Origin of the sequence: Kluyvera genomosp. 1 (genome assembly GCF_001266615.1) — a bacterium.
Lineage (GTDB): Bacteria > Pseudomonadota > Gammaproteobacteria > Enterobacterales > Enterobacteriaceae > Kluyvera > Kluyvera cryocrescens_A.
On sequence record NZ_LGHZ01000026.1, the window covers coordinates 1 to 16,632 of the forward strand.

General features: G+C 53.4%; 16 protein-coding genes and 1 pseudogene. 14 read left to right on the forward strand and 3 right to left on the reverse strand.

The annotated features are described in order from the left end of the window. A pseudogene (locus KP80_RS14935) lies at positions 1-343 on the reverse strand (hydrolase); the annotation flags it as partial. A gap of 170 nt (positions 344-513) precedes the next feature. Then, entirely contained in the window at positions 514-1,098 is a 585-nt protein-coding gene (locus KP80_RS14940; RefSeq protein WP_052284445.1) for a Maf family protein, read from the reverse strand. Between the two features lie 142 nt (positions 1,099-1,240). Here KP80_RS14940 and yceD point away from each other — a divergent pair, with 142 nt between their 5' ends. The 14 genes from yceD (at position 1,241) to ptsG (ending at position 13,754) form a co-directional block, all read left to right on the forward strand. Next, positions 1,241-1,762 carry a 23S rRNA accumulation protein YceD gene (yceD, locus tag KP80_RS14945; RefSeq protein ID WP_052284446.1) on the forward strand — a complete coding sequence of 174 codons (522 nt, stop codon included), beginning with the start codon at positions 1,241-1,243 and terminating at the stop codon, positions 1,760-1,762. Between the two features lie 16 nt (positions 1,763-1,778). Continuing rightward, complete coding sequence (rpmF, locus tag KP80_RS14950) at positions 1,779-1,949, forward strand: 50S ribosomal protein L32 (protein ID WP_052284447.1); 171 nt, start codon at positions 1,779-1,781, stop codon at positions 1,947-1,949. Positions 1,950-2,069: 120 nt separating this feature from the next. Beyond that, complete coding sequence (plsX, locus tag KP80_RS14955; protein ID WP_072129132.1) at positions 2,070-3,128, forward strand: phosphate acyltransferase PlsX; 1,059 nt, start codon at positions 2,070-2,072, stop codon at positions 3,126-3,128. Positions 3,129-3,187: 59 nt separating this feature from the next. Further along, positions 3,188-4,141 carry a beta-ketoacyl-ACP synthase III gene (locus KP80_RS14960; RefSeq protein WP_052284449.1) on the forward strand — a complete coding sequence of 318 codons (954 nt, stop codon included), beginning with the start codon at positions 3,188-3,190 and terminating at the stop codon, positions 4,139-4,141. Between the two features lie 16 nt (positions 4,142-4,157). Beyond that, positions 4,158-5,087 carry an ACP S-malonyltransferase gene (fabD, locus tag KP80_RS14965; RefSeq protein ID WP_052284450.1) on the forward strand — a complete coding sequence of 310 codons (930 nt, stop codon included), beginning with the start codon at positions 4,158-4,160 and terminating at the stop codon, positions 5,085-5,087. Between the two features lie 11 nt (positions 5,088-5,098). Beyond that, positions 5,099-5,833, forward strand: coding sequence for a 3-oxoacyl-ACP reductase FabG (gene fabG / locus KP80_RS14970; protein WP_052284451.1), 735 nt, complete (start codon positions 5,099-5,101; stop codon positions 5,831-5,833). 209 nt (positions 5,834-6,042) lie between these two features. After that, positions 6,043-6,279 carry an acyl carrier protein gene (acpP, locus tag KP80_RS14975; RefSeq protein ID WP_000103754.1) on the forward strand — a complete coding sequence of 79 codons (237 nt, stop codon included), beginning with the start codon at positions 6,043-6,045 and terminating at the stop codon, positions 6,277-6,279. Positions 6,280-6,367: 88 nt separating this feature from the next. Continuing rightward, positions 6,368-7,609, forward strand: a complete 1,242-nt coding sequence (fabF, locus tag KP80_RS14980; protein WP_052284452.1) for a beta-ketoacyl-ACP synthase II — start codon at positions 6,368-6,370, stop codon at positions 7,607-7,609. Between the two features lie 140 nt (positions 7,610-7,749). Continuing rightward, positions 7,750-8,559: an aminodeoxychorismate lyase gene (gene pabC, locus KP80_RS14985; protein ID WP_052284453.1), complete on the forward strand. Its 810-nt coding sequence runs from the start codon at positions 7,750-7,752 to the stop codon at positions 8,557-8,559. A gap of 1 nt (position 8,560) precedes the next feature. After that, positions 8,561-9,583: a cell division protein YceG gene (gene yceG, locus KP80_RS14990; RefSeq protein ID WP_052284454.1), complete on the forward strand. Its 1,023-nt coding sequence runs from the start codon at positions 8,561-8,563 to the stop codon at positions 9,581-9,583. Continuing rightward, positions 9,573-10,214, forward strand: a complete 642-nt coding sequence (gene tmk, locus KP80_RS14995) for a dTMP kinase (protein WP_052284455.1) — start codon at positions 9,573-9,575, stop codon at positions 10,212-10,214. Before yceG ends, tmk begins: the two co-directional genes overlap by 11 nt. Beyond that, positions 10,211-11,215 (forward strand): DNA polymerase III subunit delta', encoded by a 1,005-nt coding sequence (holB, locus tag KP80_RS15000; protein WP_052284456.1) that lies wholly within the window; start codon positions 10,211-10,213, stop codon positions 11,213-11,215. Before tmk ends, holB begins: the two co-directional genes overlap by 4 nt. Before the next feature lie 10 nt (positions 11,216-11,225). Beyond that, complete coding sequence (locus tag KP80_RS15005; protein WP_052284457.1) at positions 11,226-12,020, forward strand: metal-dependent hydrolase; 795 nt, start codon at positions 11,226-11,228, stop codon at positions 12,018-12,020. A gap of 300 nt (positions 12,021-12,320) precedes the next feature. Then, positions 12,321-13,754, forward strand: coding sequence for a PTS glucose transporter subunit IIBC (gene ptsG, locus KP80_RS15010; protein WP_052284458.1), 1,434 nt, complete (start codon positions 12,321-12,323; stop codon positions 13,752-13,754). A 226-nt stretch (positions 13,755-13,980) separates the two neighbouring features. Here ptsG and fhuE read toward each other — a convergent pair whose 3' ends face one another. Then, the gene (gene fhuE / locus KP80_RS15015) at positions 13,981-16,164 is read right to left on the reverse strand and encodes a ferric-rhodotorulic acid/ferric-coprogen receptor FhuE (protein WP_052284459.1); all 2,184 of its coding nucleotides are present in this window, start codon (positions 16,162-16,164) and stop codon (positions 13,981-13,983) included. Positions 16,165-16,632: the final 468 nt, after the last annotated feature.

The following is a 16,632-nucleotide window of genomic DNA, read 5'->3' on the forward strand; positions in this document are numbered from 1 at the left end:
AAGAGACAGTCTTAGGGGTGAGCATTAAAGCCGCAATGCGATTGTCATCAGTAATATTTAGCGCCAGCTTTTCGGCAGTGTAGCTGCCGCGATCTTCACTGGCGATTTTCCGCGCATCAAACGGTTTGTGAGCATCCGGCGTCAACAGCGACTGGCGTAGCTGCTGACGAGCGTGCTCCTGCCAGCCTTTGAAATCAGAATAGTGCCCGGATAGCCAGGAGTCGGGGTAAGTCATTTGGCTTTTCATCTGTTGCCAACTCGCCGGGAGATTACCTTCCACCACGCCCTGATGCTGCCAGCTGTCGGCGGCGTAACTGTATGAGGCGGCTACCATTGCTAACATAAATAATATTTTACCGTTGCCACGCATTCTCACCCCTTAAATTAAAACAATGTTTCAATATGGATTGAGGAATTTTAGCGGCGACGAAAAAATAAACTGTGATCGCGGAAGGAATAAGCAATATGTTTGAGGGTTGCCTGACACCAGAGCGCTGTGTCAGGCAATAAAGATTAATCCAGTAGCGGGTTACACTCCTCGCGGCGCAGCATTTTGCACAGCGCAATCAGGGGCAATCCAACCAACGTATTCGGATCGCGCCCTTCAAGGCGGTCAAACAGCGCGATACCTAGCCCTTCGCTTTTAAAGCTGCCGGCACAGTTCAGTGGACTTTCCTTACGCAGATAAACGTTGATTTCGTGCTCGCTCAGATGACGGAAATGAACATCAAAGGGCTCACATTCGGTTTGCAGCTGCCCATTAGCCGAATTATACAGCGCTAGCCCGGTATAAAAGGTCACCACATTGCCGCTGGCTTTTTTTAATTGCAGCCGCGCATTGTCTTCGGTGTGCGGTTTGCCGGTTATCTCGCCATCCAATACGCAAACTTGATCGGAGCCAATAATCAGGTGGTTAGGGTAACGCGCGGCCAGCGCCTGAGCTTTGGCTTGGGCCAGGCGTAGCACCAGATTGCGCGGCGTTTCTCCCGGTAGCGCCAATTCGTCAACTTCTGGCGCGGCGCATTCGAACGGCAGTCCCAGCTTCTCTAACAGCATTTTGCGGTAGGGGGAGGTGGAGGCAAGAATCAATTCAGGCATAATTTTTCAAATAGAGTGTAGCGAATTAGATTCCGACATTTTAAACTATAGGCCGCAATGTGTGCGAATAAATGGCGAAAGGCAACCTGAGGCTGCCTTTTTCTTTGACTCTATGACGCTACAAAGTTAATATGCGCGCCCTATGCAAAACGTAAAATTACCCCTGACTCTCGATCCGGTTCGTACGGCTCAAAAACGCCTTGATTATGCAGGTATCTATACCCGCGATCAGGTGGAGCGCGTCGCCGCGTCCGTAGTCAGTGTGGATACTGATGTGGAATGCGAGATCTCCTTCGCCATCGACAACCAACGTCTCGCGGTGATTACCGGTGATGCGAAGGTGACGGTGTCGCTGGAATGTCAGCGTTGTGGCAAATCGTTTACCCATCATGTTCACACAACGTATTGTTTCAGTCCGGTCAAGAATGATGACCAGGTTGAAGCACTCCCGGAAGCGTATGAGCCGATTGAGGTTAACGAATTCGGTGAAATCGATCTGCAGGCGTTGGTCGAAGATGAAATCATCCTCGCCTTGCCGGTAGTTCCGGTGCATGATTCTGAACACTGTGAAGTGTCCGAGGCGGACATGGTCTTTGGTGAATTGCCTGAAGAGGCACAGAAGCCAAATCCATTTGCCGTATTAGCCAGCTTAAAGCAAAAGTAATTGAGGAGTAAGGTCCATGGCCGTACAACAGAATAAACCAACCCGTTCCAAACGTGGCATGCGTCGTTCCCATGACGCTCTGACCGCAGCAAACTTGTCTGTAGACAAAACCTCCGGCGAGAAACACCTGCGTCACCACATCACTGCCGACGGTTTCTACCGTGGCCGTAAGGTAATCGCTAAGTAATCACGCGATGCTCGAGGTTTTCGCATTCGTGTGAAGACCAAAGAGTTAAAGCGTGGTGAAGCTTAGTGAGGAATTTCCCCGGGTAACTGGGGAAACACCAAACCGAGCGGCGACGATACCTTGACACGTCTAACCCTGGCGTTAGATGTCATGGGGGGCGATTTTGGCCCTTCTGTGACAGTGCCTGCAGCATTGCAGGCACTGGATTCTAATTCGCAACTCTCACTTCTTTTAGTCGGCAATCCCGACGACATTACGCCATTACTCGCCAAAGCTGACTTTGAACAACGTTCGCGTTTGCAGATAATCCCTGCCCAGTCGGTTATTGCCAGTGATGAACGGCCCTCGCACGCTATTCGCCATAGTCGCGGAAGCTCGATGCGTGTGGCGCTAGAGATGGTAAAAGAAGGGCGGGCTGAGGCCTGCGTCAGCGCAGGAAATACCGGTGCGCTGATGGGGTTGGCAAAATTATTGCTCAAACCGATAACCGGGATTGAGCGTCCTGCGCTGGTGACGGTGTTACCGCATCAGCAAAAGGGCAAAACGGTCGTGCTCGATCTGGGCGCTAACGTGGATTGTGACAGTACCATGCTGGTGCAGTTTGCCGTCATGGGGTCGGTGATGGCAGAAGACGTGTTGGGGATTGCAAACCCGCGCGTGGCGCTGCTCAACATCGGCGAAGAAGAGATTAAGGGGCACGATAGTATTCGTGATGCCTCATTAGTGTTAAAAACAATCTCCTCCCTCAACTATATCGGCTATCTTGAAGCCAATGAACTGTTGACGGGTAAAACCGATGTTCTGGTTTGCGATGGCTTTACAGGTAACGTCACCTTAAAGACGATGGAAGGGGTTGTCAGAGTCTTCCTCTCGCTGCTGAAATCGCAGAGCGAGGGTAAAAAACGGTCGTGGTGGCTGATTTTATTAAAGCGTTGGTTACAAAAAAGCCTAACAAGGCGATTCAGTCACCTCAACCCCGACCAGTATAATGGCGCCTGTCTGTTAGGATTGCGCGGTACGGTGATTAAGAGTCATGGTGCAGCCAATCAGCGAGCGTTCGCGATCGCGATTGAACAGGCAGTGCAGGCAGTGCAGCGACAAGTTCCACAGAGAATTGCCGCTCGCCTGGAATCCGTATACCCCGCAGGATTTGACGCACATGAAGTCGGCAAGTCATAAAGCCAGCTTCGCAGCGGTCGAGTAGTGCGGCTATATTAGCGAAAAGTGACTGAGCGTACATGCATACGAAGATTATTGGTACCGGCAGCTATCTGCCTGAGCAGGTGCGGACTAACGCCGATCTGGAAAAAATGGTTGATACCTCTGACGAGTGGATTGTCTCCCGTACAGGTATCCGCGAGCGTCGTATCGCAGGCCCTAATGAAACCGTGTCTACGCTGGGTTACGAAGCCGCTAAGCGTGCTTTGGACATGGCCGGCATCGAAGCCAGCGAGCTGGGGCTTATTGTGGTGGCAACGACCTCGGCGACCCATGCGTTTCCAAGCGCGGCCTGCCAGATTCAGGACATGCTGGGCGTAAAAGGCGCGCCGGCGTTTGACATCGCCGCTGCGTGCGCCGGTTTTACCTATGCGCTGAGCGTTGCTGACCAGTATGTGAAATCTGGCGCGGTGAAATATGCGCTGGTCATTGGTGCTGATACGTTGGCACGTACCTGCGATCCTACCGACCGCGGCACGATCATTATTTTCGGCGACGGCGCGGGTGCCGTCGTTCTTGGCGCATCAGAAGAGCAGGGGATTATCTCTACTCATCTGCACGCTGATGGTAGCTATGGCAAACTGCTGACGCTGCCTAATGCCGATCGTGTTAATCCGGACAATTCCATCTATCTGACGATGGCCGGTAACGAAGTCTTTAAAGTAGCGGTCACTGAACTGGCGCACATCGTTGATGAAACGCTGGCGGCTAACAATATGGACCGCTCTGAACTGGACTGGCTGGTGCCACACCAAGCGAACTTACGTATTATCAGCGCGACGGCGAAGAAACTCGGTATGTCGATGGACAACGTGGTGGTGACGCTCGATCGTCACGGCAACACCTCGGCTGCTTCCGTACCGTGCGCCTTTGACGAAGCCGTCCGCGATGGCCGCATCAAGCGCGGTCAGCTGGTGCTGCTGGAAGCCTTCGGTGGTGGTTTCACCTGGGGCTCTGCGCTGGTTCGTTTCTAAGTACAAGGATAAAAAAATGACGCAATTCGCTTTTGTGTTCCCGGGACAGGGTTCTCAAGCGGTAGGCATGTTGTCTGAACTGGCAGCGACCTACCCGGTTATTGAAGAAACTTTTCATGAAGCTTCTGCGGCTCTGGGCTACGATCTTTGGGCGCTGACCCAGCAGGGTCCGGCTGAAGAACTGAACAAAACCTGGCAGACTCAGCCGGCGCTGCTGACGGCTTCCGTTGCGCTGTTCCGTCTGTGGCAGCAGCAGGGTGGCAAAGCGCCTGCGCTGCTGGCAGGCCATAGCCTTGGCGAATACTCTGCGCTGGTTTGCGCGGGCGTGATCCCATTCGCTGATGCGGTTTGTCTGGTTGAAATGCGTGGCAAATTCATGCAGGAAGCGGTTCCAGAAGGCACCGGCGGTATGTCAGCTATCATCGGTCTTGACGATGCCTCTATCGCCAAAGCCTGTGAAGAATCTGCCGAAGGGCAGGTTGTTTCCCCAGTCAACTTCAACTCCCCAGGCCAGGTGGTTATTGCCGGCCACAAAGAGGCGGTTGAACGTGCGGGCGCTGCTTGTAAAGCTGCGGGCGCGAAACGCGCACTGCCTCTGCCGGTCAGCGTGCCATCCCACTGCGCGCTGATGAAGCCTGCGGCGGAGAAACTGGCGGTTGAACTGCAGAAAATCACCTTTAGCGCGCCGACGATTCCGGTTGTGAATAACGTCGATGTGAAGAGCGAAACCGACGCCGACGCGATTCGCGATGCGCTGGTTCGTCAGTTGTACAGCCCCGTTCAGTGGACCAAAACCGTTGAGTTTATGGCATCCCAGGGCGTAGAGCACTTGTATGAAGTGGGGCCAGGTAAAGTTCTGACCGGTCTGACGAAACGTATTGTAGATACCCTGACAGCATCGGCGATTAACGAGCCGGCTGCGCTGTCAGCGGCACTTGCGCAATAAAAGAGGAAAGCATGAGCTTCGAAGGAAAAATTGCCCTGGTAACAGGTGCAAGCCGCGGTATTGGCCGCGCAATCGCTGAAACTCTCGCCGCACGCGGCGCAAAAGTTATCGGTACTGCGACCAGCGAAAGCGGTGCGCAGGCGATTAGCGACTATCTGGGTGCGAACGGTAAAGGTCTGATGTTGAATGTGACCGACCCGGCATCTATTGAAACTGTTCTGGAAAAAATTCGTGCGGAATTTGGCGAAGTCGACATTCTGGTCAATAATGCCGGGATTACTCGTGATAACCTGTTAATGCGCATGAAAGATGATGAGTGGAACGATATCATCGAAACCAACCTGTCATCTGTTTTCCGTCTGTCAAAAGCGGTAATGCGCGCTATGATGAAAAAGCGTCATGGGCGTATTATCACTGTCGGTTCTGTGGTTGGTACCATGGGAAATGCGGGTCAGGCTAACTACGCTGCGGCGAAAGCGGGTCTGATCGGCTTCAGTAAATCTCTGGCGCGTGAAATTGCGTCACGCGGTATTACTGTAAACGTTGTTGCTCCGGGCTTTATTGAAACGGACATGACGCGTGCGCTGACTGATGAGCAGCGTGCGGGTACTCTGGCGGCTGTGCCAGCGGGGCGCCTCGGCTCTCCAAATGAAATCGCTAACGCGGTTGCATTTTTGGCCTCCGACGAAGCAAGTTACATCACTGGTGAAACGTTGCACGTTAACGGCGGGATGTATATGGTCTGACCGTGTTTTGCACAAAGTGCTCAGACAACGGGCAATCTACGTATGTCTGAGTATGATTAGTGCAAAATGATTTGCGTTATGAGGGCAAACACCCGCAAAATAGCGTAAAATCGTGGTATGACCTGCCGGGATTTAGTTGCAAATTTTTCAACATTTTATACACTACGAAAACCATCGCGAAAGCGAGTTTTGATAGGAAATTTAAGAGTATGAGCACTATCGAAGAACGCGTTAAGAAAATCATCGGCGAACAGCTGGGCGTTAAGCAGGAAGAAGTGACCAACAATGCTTCCTTCGTTGAAGACCTGGGCGCAGATTCTCTTGACACCGTTGAGCTGGTAATGGCTCTGGAAGAAGAGTTTGATACTGAGATTCCGGACGAAGAAGCTGAGAAAATTACTACTGTTCAGGCTGCCATTGATTACATCAACGGTCACCAGGCGTAAGTGAACATCTCCAGGCGGTCATTCGACCGCCTGAGTTTTATCTTTTTGTCCCACAAGTATCTATTTTATCCCTCCCTGGAGGACAAACGTGTCTAAGCGTCGTGTAGTTGTGACCGGACTGGGCATGTTGTCTCCTGTCGGCAATACCGTAGAGTCTACCTGGAAAGCTCTCCTTGCCGGTCAGAGTGGCATCAGCCTGATCGACCATTTCGATACTAGCGCCTATGCAACCAAATTTGCTGGCTTAGTAAAGGATTTTAACTGTGATGACATTATCTCGCGCAAAGAACAGCGCAAGATGGATGCCTTCATTCAATATGGAATTGTTGCAGGCTGGCAGGCCATGCAGGATTCTGGCCTTGAGATTACGGAAGAGAATGCTCACCGTATTGGCGCCGCTATCGGCTCCGGTATTGGCGGCCTCGGTCTTATCGAAGAAAACCATACCTCTTTGGTAAACGGTGGCCCGCGTAAGATCAGCCCGTTCTTCGTTCCATCAACGATTGTTAACATGGTGGCAGGTCACTTGACCATCATGTTCGGTTTGCGTGGTCCAAGCATCTCTATCGCAACCGCATGTACTTCTGGTGTGCACAACATCGGACAGGCTGCGCGTATTATCGCTTATGGTGATGCGGATGCGATGGTCGCCGGTGGCGCAGAAAAAGCCAGTACCCCGCTTGGCGTGGGTGGCTTTGGTGCCGCACGTGCGCTGTCAACGCGTAACGATAATCCTCAGGCGGCAAGCCGTCCGTGGGATAAAGAGCGTGATGGCTTCGTACTGGGCGACGGTGCAGGCATGGTCGTGCTGGAAGAGTACGAACACGCGAAAAAACGCGGCGCGAAAATTTATGCAGAAGTCGTTGGCTTCGGCATGAGCAGCGATGCGTACCACATGACTTCACCACCGGAAGATGGTGCAGGTGCAGCGCTGGCAATGGTTAACGCCATTCGTGACGCAGGCATTGAAGCGGGCCAGATTGGCTACGTGAATGCCCACGGCACCTCTACCCCAGCAGGCGATAAAGCAGAAGCACAGGCCGTTAAATCTGTCTTTGGCGACGCCGCAAGCCGCGTGATGGTCAGCTCTACCAAGTCGATGACCGGTCACCTGCTGGGTGCTGCGGGTGCAGTAGAATCTATCTACTCCATCCTGGCGCTGCGCGATCAGGCTGTCCCGCCAACCATCAACCTGGATAACCCGGATGAAGGTTGTGACCTGGACTTCGTGCCTCATGAAGCGCGTCAGGTTAGCGGTCTGGAGTACACTCTGTGTAACTCCTTCGGCTTCGGTGGTACCAATGGCTCTCTGATCTTCAAAAAGGTCTGAGCCTGATTATCTGACGGCATTTTCGCTGGCAGATAACGAATATTAAGGCCCGCTTGTCGGGCCTTTTTTTATTCGGCTTTCTCTGCTTGTTCAACGTCTTCCGACTTGCGAAACTACCCGACCATCGATAAGGAGCCGCTATGTTCTTAATTAATGGCCTCGAACAAAATACCCTGGCGGTCAATGATCGTGCCACGCAGTTTGGTGACGGTAGCTTTACCACGGCGCGCATCGTTGAGGGGAGGGTACAGCTGCTAAACGCCCATATTGAACGTTTACAGCAAGCCTGCGAACGCCTCTCCATTCGCTTTAGCGACTGGTCTGTTCTGGCCCAGGAAATGTCGACGCTGGCCGTGAAGCAAGCTAATGGCGTTCTTAAGGTGATTATCAGCCGCGGGCCGGGTGGCCGAGGCTACAGCGGCCGCACCTGTGATTCACCCACTCGTATACTTTCTACTTTCGCCGCGCCCGCCCACTATACTCAGTGGAAACAACGCGGGGTAAATCTTGCGCTAAGCCCGGTGACGCTGGGGCGCAATCCGTATCTTGCTGGTATTAAGCATCTCAATCGTCTTGAGCAAGTGCTGATTCGTTCTCATCTTGAGCAGACGGACGCCGATGAGGCCCTTGTCCTTGACAGCGACGGGTGGCTTACGGAATGCTGTGCCGCTAATTTGTTCTGGCGCTGCGGGCAGAACGTCTATACGCCGCGGCTCGATAGCGCAGGGGTGAGCGGGATCATGCGTCAGTTTATTCTCACCTCGTTGGCACGCTCGCCGTATCGCGTTGTCGAAGTGAATGCCCGGCTTACAGAGATAAGTCAGGCCGATGAGGTTTTGATTTGCAACGCGCTGATGCCGGTGGTACCTGTTCAGCGCTACGCGGAGCAGCAGTGGCCTGACCGCGAACTCTACCAATTTTTAGCCCCACTTTGTGAGTTGCCTGATTAGCATGAAGAAAATGTTACGCTTTGTCCTGTTAGTAATCATCGTCCTCGGTATCGCTGCCGGCGCGGGTATGTGGAAAGTTCGCCAACTGGCGGACAGCGCGCTGCTGATTAAAGACGAAACCATCTTTACGCTGAAACCCGGCACAGGCCGTATGGCGCTCGGTGAACAGCTCTACGCAGAAAAAGTACTGAACCGCCCGCGCGTATTCCAGTGGCTGCTGCGCCTGGAGCCGGAGCTGTCGCACTTTAAGGCCGGCACCTATCGCTTAACGCCACAAATGACCGTTCGTGAAATGCTGCAACTGCTGGCAAGCGGCAAAGAAGCGCAGTTCCCGCTGCGTTTTGTTGAAGGGATGCGCCTGAGCGATTACCTCAAGCAGCTGCGCGAATCGCCATACATTAAACACACCTTGAGCGATGACCAATACGCAACGGTGGCGCAGGCGCTGAAGCTGGATAACCCAGAGTGGGTTGAAGGCTGGTTCTGGCCCGACACCTGGATGTACACCGCCAATACCAGCGACGTGGCGATCCTTAAACGCGCACACCAGAAGATGGTGACTCAGGTTGATAAAGTCTGGGAAGGGCGGGCGGATAATTTGCCTTACCATGATAAAAACCAGCTGGTCACCATGGCGTCGATTATCGAGAAAGAGACGGCGGTAGCGGAAGAGCGCGATCGCGTCGCCTCGGTGTTTATTAACCGTCTGCGTATCGGCATGCGTCTGCAAACCGATCCGACTGTTATCTACGGTATGGGCGAAAGCTACAATGGCAAACTCTCGCGTAAAGACCTTGAGACGCCAAGCGCGTATAATACCTACACCATTTCCGGCATGCCGCCGGGCGCCATTGCCAGTCCGGGGGAAGCATCACTGAATGCGGCCGCACATCCGGCAAAAACGCCGTACCTCTATTTTGTTGCGGACGGCAAAGGCGGACATACGTTCAATACCAATCTTGCAGGGCATAACCGGTCGGTGCAGGATTACCTGAAAGTGCTAAAGGATAAAAATGCGCAGTAATTACATCGTCATTGAAGGACTAGAAGGGGCGGGTAAAACCACCGCGCGGGATGTTGTCGTTGAAACGCTGCGTGAGCTTGGCGTGAACGATCTGCTGTTTACCCGTGAACCGGGCGGCACCGTGCTGGCAGAAAAACTGCGTAGCCTGGTGCTGGACATTAAGTCAGTCGGCGATGAAGTGATTACCGATAAAGCGGAAGTGCTGATGTTCTACGCGGCACGCGTACAGCTGGTCGATACCGTGATTAAACCGGCGCTGGCGAAAGGCCAGTGGGTTATCGGTGACCGCCATGACTTGTCGACGCAGGCCTATCAGGGTGGCGGACGTGGCATCGATCGCCAGATGCTGGCGACCCTGCGTGATGCCGTGCTGGGCGATTTCCGTCCCAATCTGACTATTTATCTCGACGTCACGCCGGAAGTTGGCCTCAAGCGCGCGCGTGCACGTGGCGATCTCGATCGCATCGAGCAAGAGTCGCTGAATTTCTTTAACCGCACGCGCGCACGTTATCTGGAGCTGGCGGCGGCTGATGACAGCATTATTACCGTCGATGCGACTCAGTCGTTGGAAAACGTGATGAGCGATATCCGCACCGCGGTGGCTGAGTGGGTTGCGGAGCAGCAGGCATGAAATGGTACCCGTGGTTACGCCCACCGTTTGAACAGCTTACCGCAAGCTATCAGGCCGGACGGGGTCACCACGCGCTGCTGATTCAGGCGCGTGCGGGGATGGGCGCTGATTCACTGGCCTATGCCATGACTCGTCTGCTCATGTGCCATAACCCGGACGGTCATAAAAGCTGCGGCCAGTGCCATAGCTGCCAATTGATGCAGGCGGGAACGCACCCGGATTATTACGTGCTGGAGCCGGAAAAAGGCAAAAGTACGCTCGGTATTGATGCGGTACGCAGCGTCAGCGAAAAACTCTATGAGCATGCCCGTCTGGGCGGTGCCAAAGTGGTGTGGATTGCCGACGCGGCGCAGCTTACCGAAGCTGCCGCCAATGCGCTGTTGAAAACGCTGGAAGAACCCCCGAAAAACACCTGGTTTTTCCTCGCTTGCGAGGAGCCTGCGCGTTTATTGGCAACCTTGCGTAGCCGATGTCGTTCTCATCACCTGGCACCGCCGAGCGAACAGTATGCGCTGGCGTGGCTGGAGCGGGAAATTACGTCCTCCCGCGATACGCTGCTGGCCGCGTTACGCCTGTGCGATCATGCGCCCGCAGCAGCGCTGGAGCTGCTGGGGCAGGATACCTGGGCGGCCCGAGAAAAACTGTGCCAGGCGCTAAGTGAGAGTTTAAATAGCGGCGACTGGCTGGCCATTCTACCTGCACTGAACCATGATTCAGTCTCACAGCGTCTGCACTGGCTGTCTTCACTGCTGCTCGACGCCCTGAAACAGCAGCAGGGCATCAGCCGGTTGACCAATGCCGATAATCTTGCGCTGGTGGACCAACTGGCCCGTACGCTGTCGGCTTCGCGGTTGCAGGCTATCGTCGCCGATGCCTGCGTTTGCCGTGAACAGTTGCTGAGCGTTACGGGTCTGAACCGCGAATTAATCCTCACCGAGCGTCTGCTGCGCTGGGAACAGTATTTGCAACCTGGCGCAGTATTGCCAGCACCTCATTTCTAAGAGAGACATCATGTTTTTAGTCGACTCGCACTGCCATCTCGATGGCCTTGATTATCAATCCTTGCATAAAGACGTAGACGATGTAATGGCAAAAGCCGCCGCGCGTGACGTCCGTTTCGCGCTGGCAGTGGCCACCACCTTACCCGGCTATCGCCAGATGCGTGAGCTGGTGGGTGTACGTCCAGAAGTGGTCTTCTCCTGCGGCGTCCATCCGCTGAATCAGGATGAAGCGTACGACGTGGAAGACTTGCGCCGCATGGCTGCGGAAGAGGGCGTTGTGGCAATGGGGGAAACCGGGCTGGATTACTTCTATACCCCGGAAACCAAACCGCAGCAGCAGCTGTCGTTCCGCCAGCATATTCAAATCGGCCGTGAGCTGAATAAGCCGGTTATTGTGCACACCCGTGATGCGCGTGCCGATACGCTGGCTATCCTGCGTGAAGAAAGCGTGATGGATTGCGGCGGTGTACTACACTGTTTCACAGAAGATACTGAGACGGCGGGCAAACTTCTGGATATGGGGTTTTATATCTCGTTCTCCGGGATTGTGACTTTCCGCAATGCGGAACAGCTGCGAGAGGCCGCTCGTTACGTCCCGCTGGATAGGCTACTGGTTGAGACTGATTCACCTTATCTGGCACCCGTGCCGCATCGTGGTAAAGAGAACCAGCCTGCGATGGTGCGTGACGTTGCAGAATACATGGCCGTATTGAAGGGCGTAAGCATAGAACAGCTGGCGCAGCAGACGACGGATAACTTCGCAAACCTCTTCCATATCGATCCCGCCCGCCTGCAATCCTGCTGATTTTTTGGTTTATTTTAATGCTCGTAATTAATGGTCAAAGCGAGTACAGTTCACCGCCGTAAAAGTGGCGGTGAATGTTAATCTTGCAACATACAGACACGTATTATGTAAAGAACATTAAGTTTTTCAGCCATAGCTCTTTGAAACGTGATAACCGTCAAACAAAATCAGAGTGAATTATTTTACTCTGTGTAATAAATAAAGGGCACTGTAGATGCCCTGACCCTGGTGAGTCTCTCCCCACTCACTAATGCGTGAAAACGTAGAGAAAAGTACAAATACTCAGGAGCACTCCTAATTATGTTTAAGAATGCATTTGCTAACCTGCAGAAGGTCGGTAAATCGCTGATGCTGCCGGTTTCCGTGCTGCCTATCGCAGGTATCCTGCTGGGCGTCGGTTCCGCAAACTTCAGCTGGCTGCCAGCCGTCGTCTCTCATGTTATGGCAGAAGCAGGCGGTTCTGTTTTTGCTAACATGCCGCTTATCTTCGCTATCGGTGTGGCATTAGGTTTCACCAATAACGACGGTGTATCCGCACTGGCATCGGTCGTCGCTTACGGCATTATGGTTAAAACCATGGCTGTGGTTGCGCCGCTGGTACTGCATTTACCGGCTGAAGAAATCGCCGCAAAACACCTGGCTGATACCGGTGTTCTGGGTGGTATCATCGCAGGTGCGATTGCAGCTTACATGTTCAACCGTTTCTATCGCATCAAGCTGCCAGAATATCTGGGCTTCTTCGCCGGTAAGCGCTTCGTTCCGATAATCTCGGGTCTGACTGCTATCTTCATGGGTATCGTGCTGTCCTTCATCTGGCCACCAATCGGTACTGCTATTCAGACCTTCTCTCAGTGGGCCGCGTACCAGAACCCCGTTGTGGCGTTCGGTATTTATGGCTTCATTGAACGCTGCCTGGTGCCGTTTGGTCTGCACCACATCTGGAACGTTCCTTTCCAGATGCAGATCGGTGAATACACCAACGCAGCAGGTCAGGTCTTCCATGGCGACATTCCTCGCTACATGGCAGGCGACCCAACTGCGGGCAAACTGTCCGGCGGCTTCCTGTTCAAAATGTACGGTCTGCCAGCTGCTGCTATCGCTATCTGGCATTCAGCTAAACCAGAAAACCGCGCGAAAGTGGGCGGTATCATGATCTCCGCAGCGCTGACCTCGTTCCTGACCGGTATTACCGAGCCGATCGAGTTCTCCTTCATGTTCGTTGCGCCGATCCTGTACATCATCCACGCGATTCTGGCAGGTCTGGCATTCCCAATTTGTATTCTGCTGGGTATGCGTGACGGTACTTCGTTCTCTCACGGTCTGATCGACTTTATCGTTCTGTCCGGTAACAGCAGCAAGCTGTGGCTGTTCCCGATTGTCGGTATCTGCTATGCGATCGTGTACTACGTGGTGTTCCGCGTGCTGATTAAAGCACTGGATCTGAAAACGCCAGGCCGTGAAGATACTTCTGAAGATGCTAAAGCTACCGCGACCAGCGAAATGGCTCCGGCGCTGATTGCAGCCTTCGGTGGTAAAGAAAACATCACTAACCTTGACGCATGTATCACCCGCCTGCGCGTGAGCGTGGCCGATGTCGCTAAAGTGGATCAGGCTGGCCTGAAGAAACTGGGCGCTGCGGGTGTTGTGGTCGCAGGTTCCGGCGTTCAGGCAATCTTCGGTACTAAATCCGATAACCTGAAAACCGAGATGGACGACTATATTCGCAATAACTAAGTTATTCGAAGTCGTACGTAGTATTGGGGAGACTAAGGCAGCCGAATGGCTGCCTTTTTTACGTCTGTCGTTTAAGAGTCGTTCCAGGCGGCGTGGAGCCCGAGCGGGTGACCCTAAGACCATCATCCACGGGGGAGCTTGTTCCCGCGTTTGATGCTAGACGAGGGCTGGCATCAAGGCAAAAAAAAGGAGCCCGAAGGCTCCTGTGGCATAGCAGGTTTTTACATCAGAACTGATAGCTTGCGGTCACGCTGACGTTACGCGGTTCGCCATAGACAATTGAACCGTCGATGTTGGTATCGTAGGTTTTGTCGAACAGGTTATTGAGGTTACCCTGCACCGAGAAGTTCTTGGTGAACTGATAGCGGGTGAACAAATCGACCAGCGCGTAACTGCCCTGTTCAGCGCGGAAGGTCCCAAATGCCGTCACGGTATCTTTGTAAACGCGGTTCTGCCAGTTAACGCCGCCGCCAACGGTCAACTCAGGCATCGCTGGCAGGCGATAGCGGGTAAACAGCTTCACGGTGGTGCGCGGCAGATTCGGGTTAATCGCGTTGCCTTCGTTATCGTCAGCAACATAGCGGGTAGCCCCAAAGGTCATCTGCCAGTTATCGGTCAGCGCGCCGTTAATCTCAAACTCGACACCCTTACTGACGGTACCATCCGCGGTGGTGTAGGCGATGTCGCCGTTCGTACCTGAAATAGGAACCCCTGTAGACTGCGCCAGGTTGTCCTGTTCAATACGGAAGACGGCCAGGCTAGTGGTTAAGCGGCTATCCATCCAGTCGGATTTCAGGCCCACCTCATAGTTGTTACCCGTAATCGGCTTCAGGTATTGGCCCGAACTATTACGCTCATTCTGCGGCTGGAAGATGGAGGTATAGCTGGCATAGGTGGACCAGTTATCGTTGATATCAAACACCAGACCTGCGTACGGCGTGGTATGGTTTTGCTCCATGTTGTAGGTCAGGGTGCCGACGCTCCAGTTGGTGTAGCGTGCGCCCACAATCAGGTGCAGCGGGTCAGCCAGCGTGATGCGCGTTGCGGCGTACAACGACTTCATACGCGTGGTGTCATCTTGCGCCAGGCTTTGTGGGTTCCAGTTGGTTTCCGGGAAGCTGGCGCTGTTGAAGTTGGCAAAGTTACCAACCGCATCCGGGAAGACGTTATCCCAGGAGCTGAAGTAGCGGTTGTTTTGCTTGCTGTAGCTGCCGCCCAGCATCAGGTTGTGCTGACGACCAAACAGATCGTAGCTCCCGTCGGCATAAAGATCTAAAGCATCCACTTTACGCTTACCGCTATTCCAGCCGGTTCCGCCCACATATTCATAGTCAGGGCCATAGCTGCCGTACGGGCCAACCAGCGAACCGTCGGCTTTATTCACGTAGGCATCGATGTACATCATTTTACTGTCGAACTTCACCTCGGAGTGGGTGGCGTTCAGCGTTGCCTGCCAGGTATCGGCAAAGCGCTGTGTCAGAGACATGAAGACTTTATTGATGTCTTTGTCGTTGTAAGCCCAGTCGGGAGAGGTGCTGTGCGCACGGTCGTAATGATTGGTGCTGCCATCGGTATTCCAGCGTGGCAGGCCGCCCCAGGTCGGGCTATTGATATCGATGCGCTGATACTCATAACCCACGGACAGGCTGGTGGTATCGCCCAGATCGGCATCCAGAATACCGGAGAAGAAGGTTTTGTCGTTGTTGTAGCGGTCAAGCCAGGAGTCATTGTTCTGATAACCGGCCACAATACGCGCGCGCACTTTTCCATCTTCAGTCAGCGGGCTTTGCAAGTCGGCGACGTAACGTTGCTTATTCCACGAGCCATATTCGGCGGACACATTGCCTTTAAATTCCTGGCTCGTGGCATGCTTGCGGACCATGTTAATTGAAGCGGAAGGGTTACCCGTCCCTGTCATCAGGCCGCTCGCGCCGCGGACTACTTCCACACGCTCGAACAGGGCGGTATCGGAAAGCGCATCACCCAGATTCCAGCGTGATTCAAAATAGGTCGGAATGCCATCGACCATATAGTTATCAATCTGGAAACCGCGAGAGTAGTAGCTGGTACGGTCGGAGTCAGCCTGGCTGCTGGTGATGCCGATGGTATTGTTCATCACATCGCCCAGGGTTTGCAGCTGCTGATCCTGCATGCGCTGCTCGCTGATAATGCTCACCGACTGTGGAATATCACGCTGGATCATCTGCATTTTGGTGCCAGCGGTGGTGGCTTTGACGCTGTAGTCCTGCTGTTGCGTGTCGCTGCTGGAGCTTGAGGATCCTTCGACGATGATAGTATCTTCGGTTTTATCGGCGGCCTGGCTGAGCTGAGGGTAGAGCGCCAGGGCAATACCAATAGCAACCAGCGACGGCGCGATGCGACCATCCCGGGTGGTGGAAGTGAAAGACATGGTAAGTCCTTATCAATGATAGTTATTTTTCTCCGGGACTCTGCGGACCCGGTCGAGATTTGCCACGTGCAAATGCATTGTTGTGAATGCAAATGAGAAATATACGCATTTTTATTGAAATGTAAACAGAGGTAAGGAACAGATTCCAGAGGTAATGAAATAGCTTTTCAATTAATAAAATCGGACATGCTTTTTTCCAGAAGAAAGAAGAACTACATTTACCTAGAGTAATCATATGATTAGCGAAAGGTGATGACATGAAGAGGGTGTTCCGCTGTCGATAGGATCCTGAAAAGGGAGACAAACATGCGGATACGGACAGCTTTACCGCATGCTTGGAACGCTTTTGAGCGGCGGTTCGCAGGGATGTTAGTGCGTAAAATGGCGGCTAATCGCCCCTGACGGTCGCTAATATTGCTCTTCATCAATCATATTCAGCCCCCAATAGTTGAAGTGAATATATTAAAA

Bases quoted from the DNA above. Each gene is read 5' to 3' on its own strand.
- KP80_RS14940 (WP_052284445.1), bottom strand. From the start codon at position 1,098: ATGCCTGAATTGATTCTTGCCTCCACCTCCCCCTACCGCAAAATGCTG.
- yceD (WP_052284446.1), top strand. From the start codon at position 1,241: ATGCAAAACGTAAAATTACCCCTGACTCTCGATCCGGTTCGTACGGCT.
- rpmF (WP_052284447.1), top strand. From the start codon at position 1,779: ATGGCCGTACAACAGAATAAACCAACCCGTTCCAAACGTGGCATGCGT.
- KP80_RS14960 (WP_052284449.1), top strand. From the start codon at position 3,188: ATGCATACGAAGATTATTGGTACCGGCAGCTATCTGCCTGAGCAGGTG.
- fabD (WP_052284450.1), top strand. From the start codon at position 4,158: ATGACGCAATTCGCTTTTGTGTTCCCGGGACAGGGTTCTCAAGCGGTA.
- fabG (WP_052284451.1), top strand. From the start codon at position 5,099: ATGAGCTTCGAAGGAAAAATTGCCCTGGTAACAGGTGCAAGCCGCGGT.
- acpP (WP_000103754.1), top strand. From the start codon at position 6,043: ATGAGCACTATCGAAGAACGCGTTAAGAAAATCATCGGCGAACAGCTG.
- pabC (WP_052284453.1), top strand. From the start codon at position 7,750: ATGTTCTTAATTAATGGCCTCGAACAAAATACCCTGGCGGTCAATGAT.
- yceG (WP_052284454.1), top strand. From the start codon at position 8,561: ATGAAGAAAATGTTACGCTTTGTCCTGTTAGTAATCATCGTCCTCGGT.
- tmk (WP_052284455.1), top strand. From the start codon at position 9,573: ATGCGCAGTAATTACATCGTCATTGAAGGACTAGAAGGGGCGGGTAAA.
- holB (WP_052284456.1), top strand. From the start codon at position 10,211: ATGAAATGGTACCCGTGGTTACGCCCACCGTTTGAACAGCTTACCGCA.
- KP80_RS15005 (WP_052284457.1), top strand. From the start codon at position 11,226: ATGTTTTTAGTCGACTCGCACTGCCATCTCGATGGCCTTGATTATCAA.
- ptsG (WP_052284458.1), top strand. From the start codon at position 12,321: ATGTTTAAGAATGCATTTGCTAACCTGCAGAAGGTCGGTAAATCGCTG.
- fhuE (WP_052284459.1), bottom strand. From the start codon at position 16,164: ATGTCTTTCACTTCCACCACCCGGGATGGTCGCATCGCGCCGTCGCTG.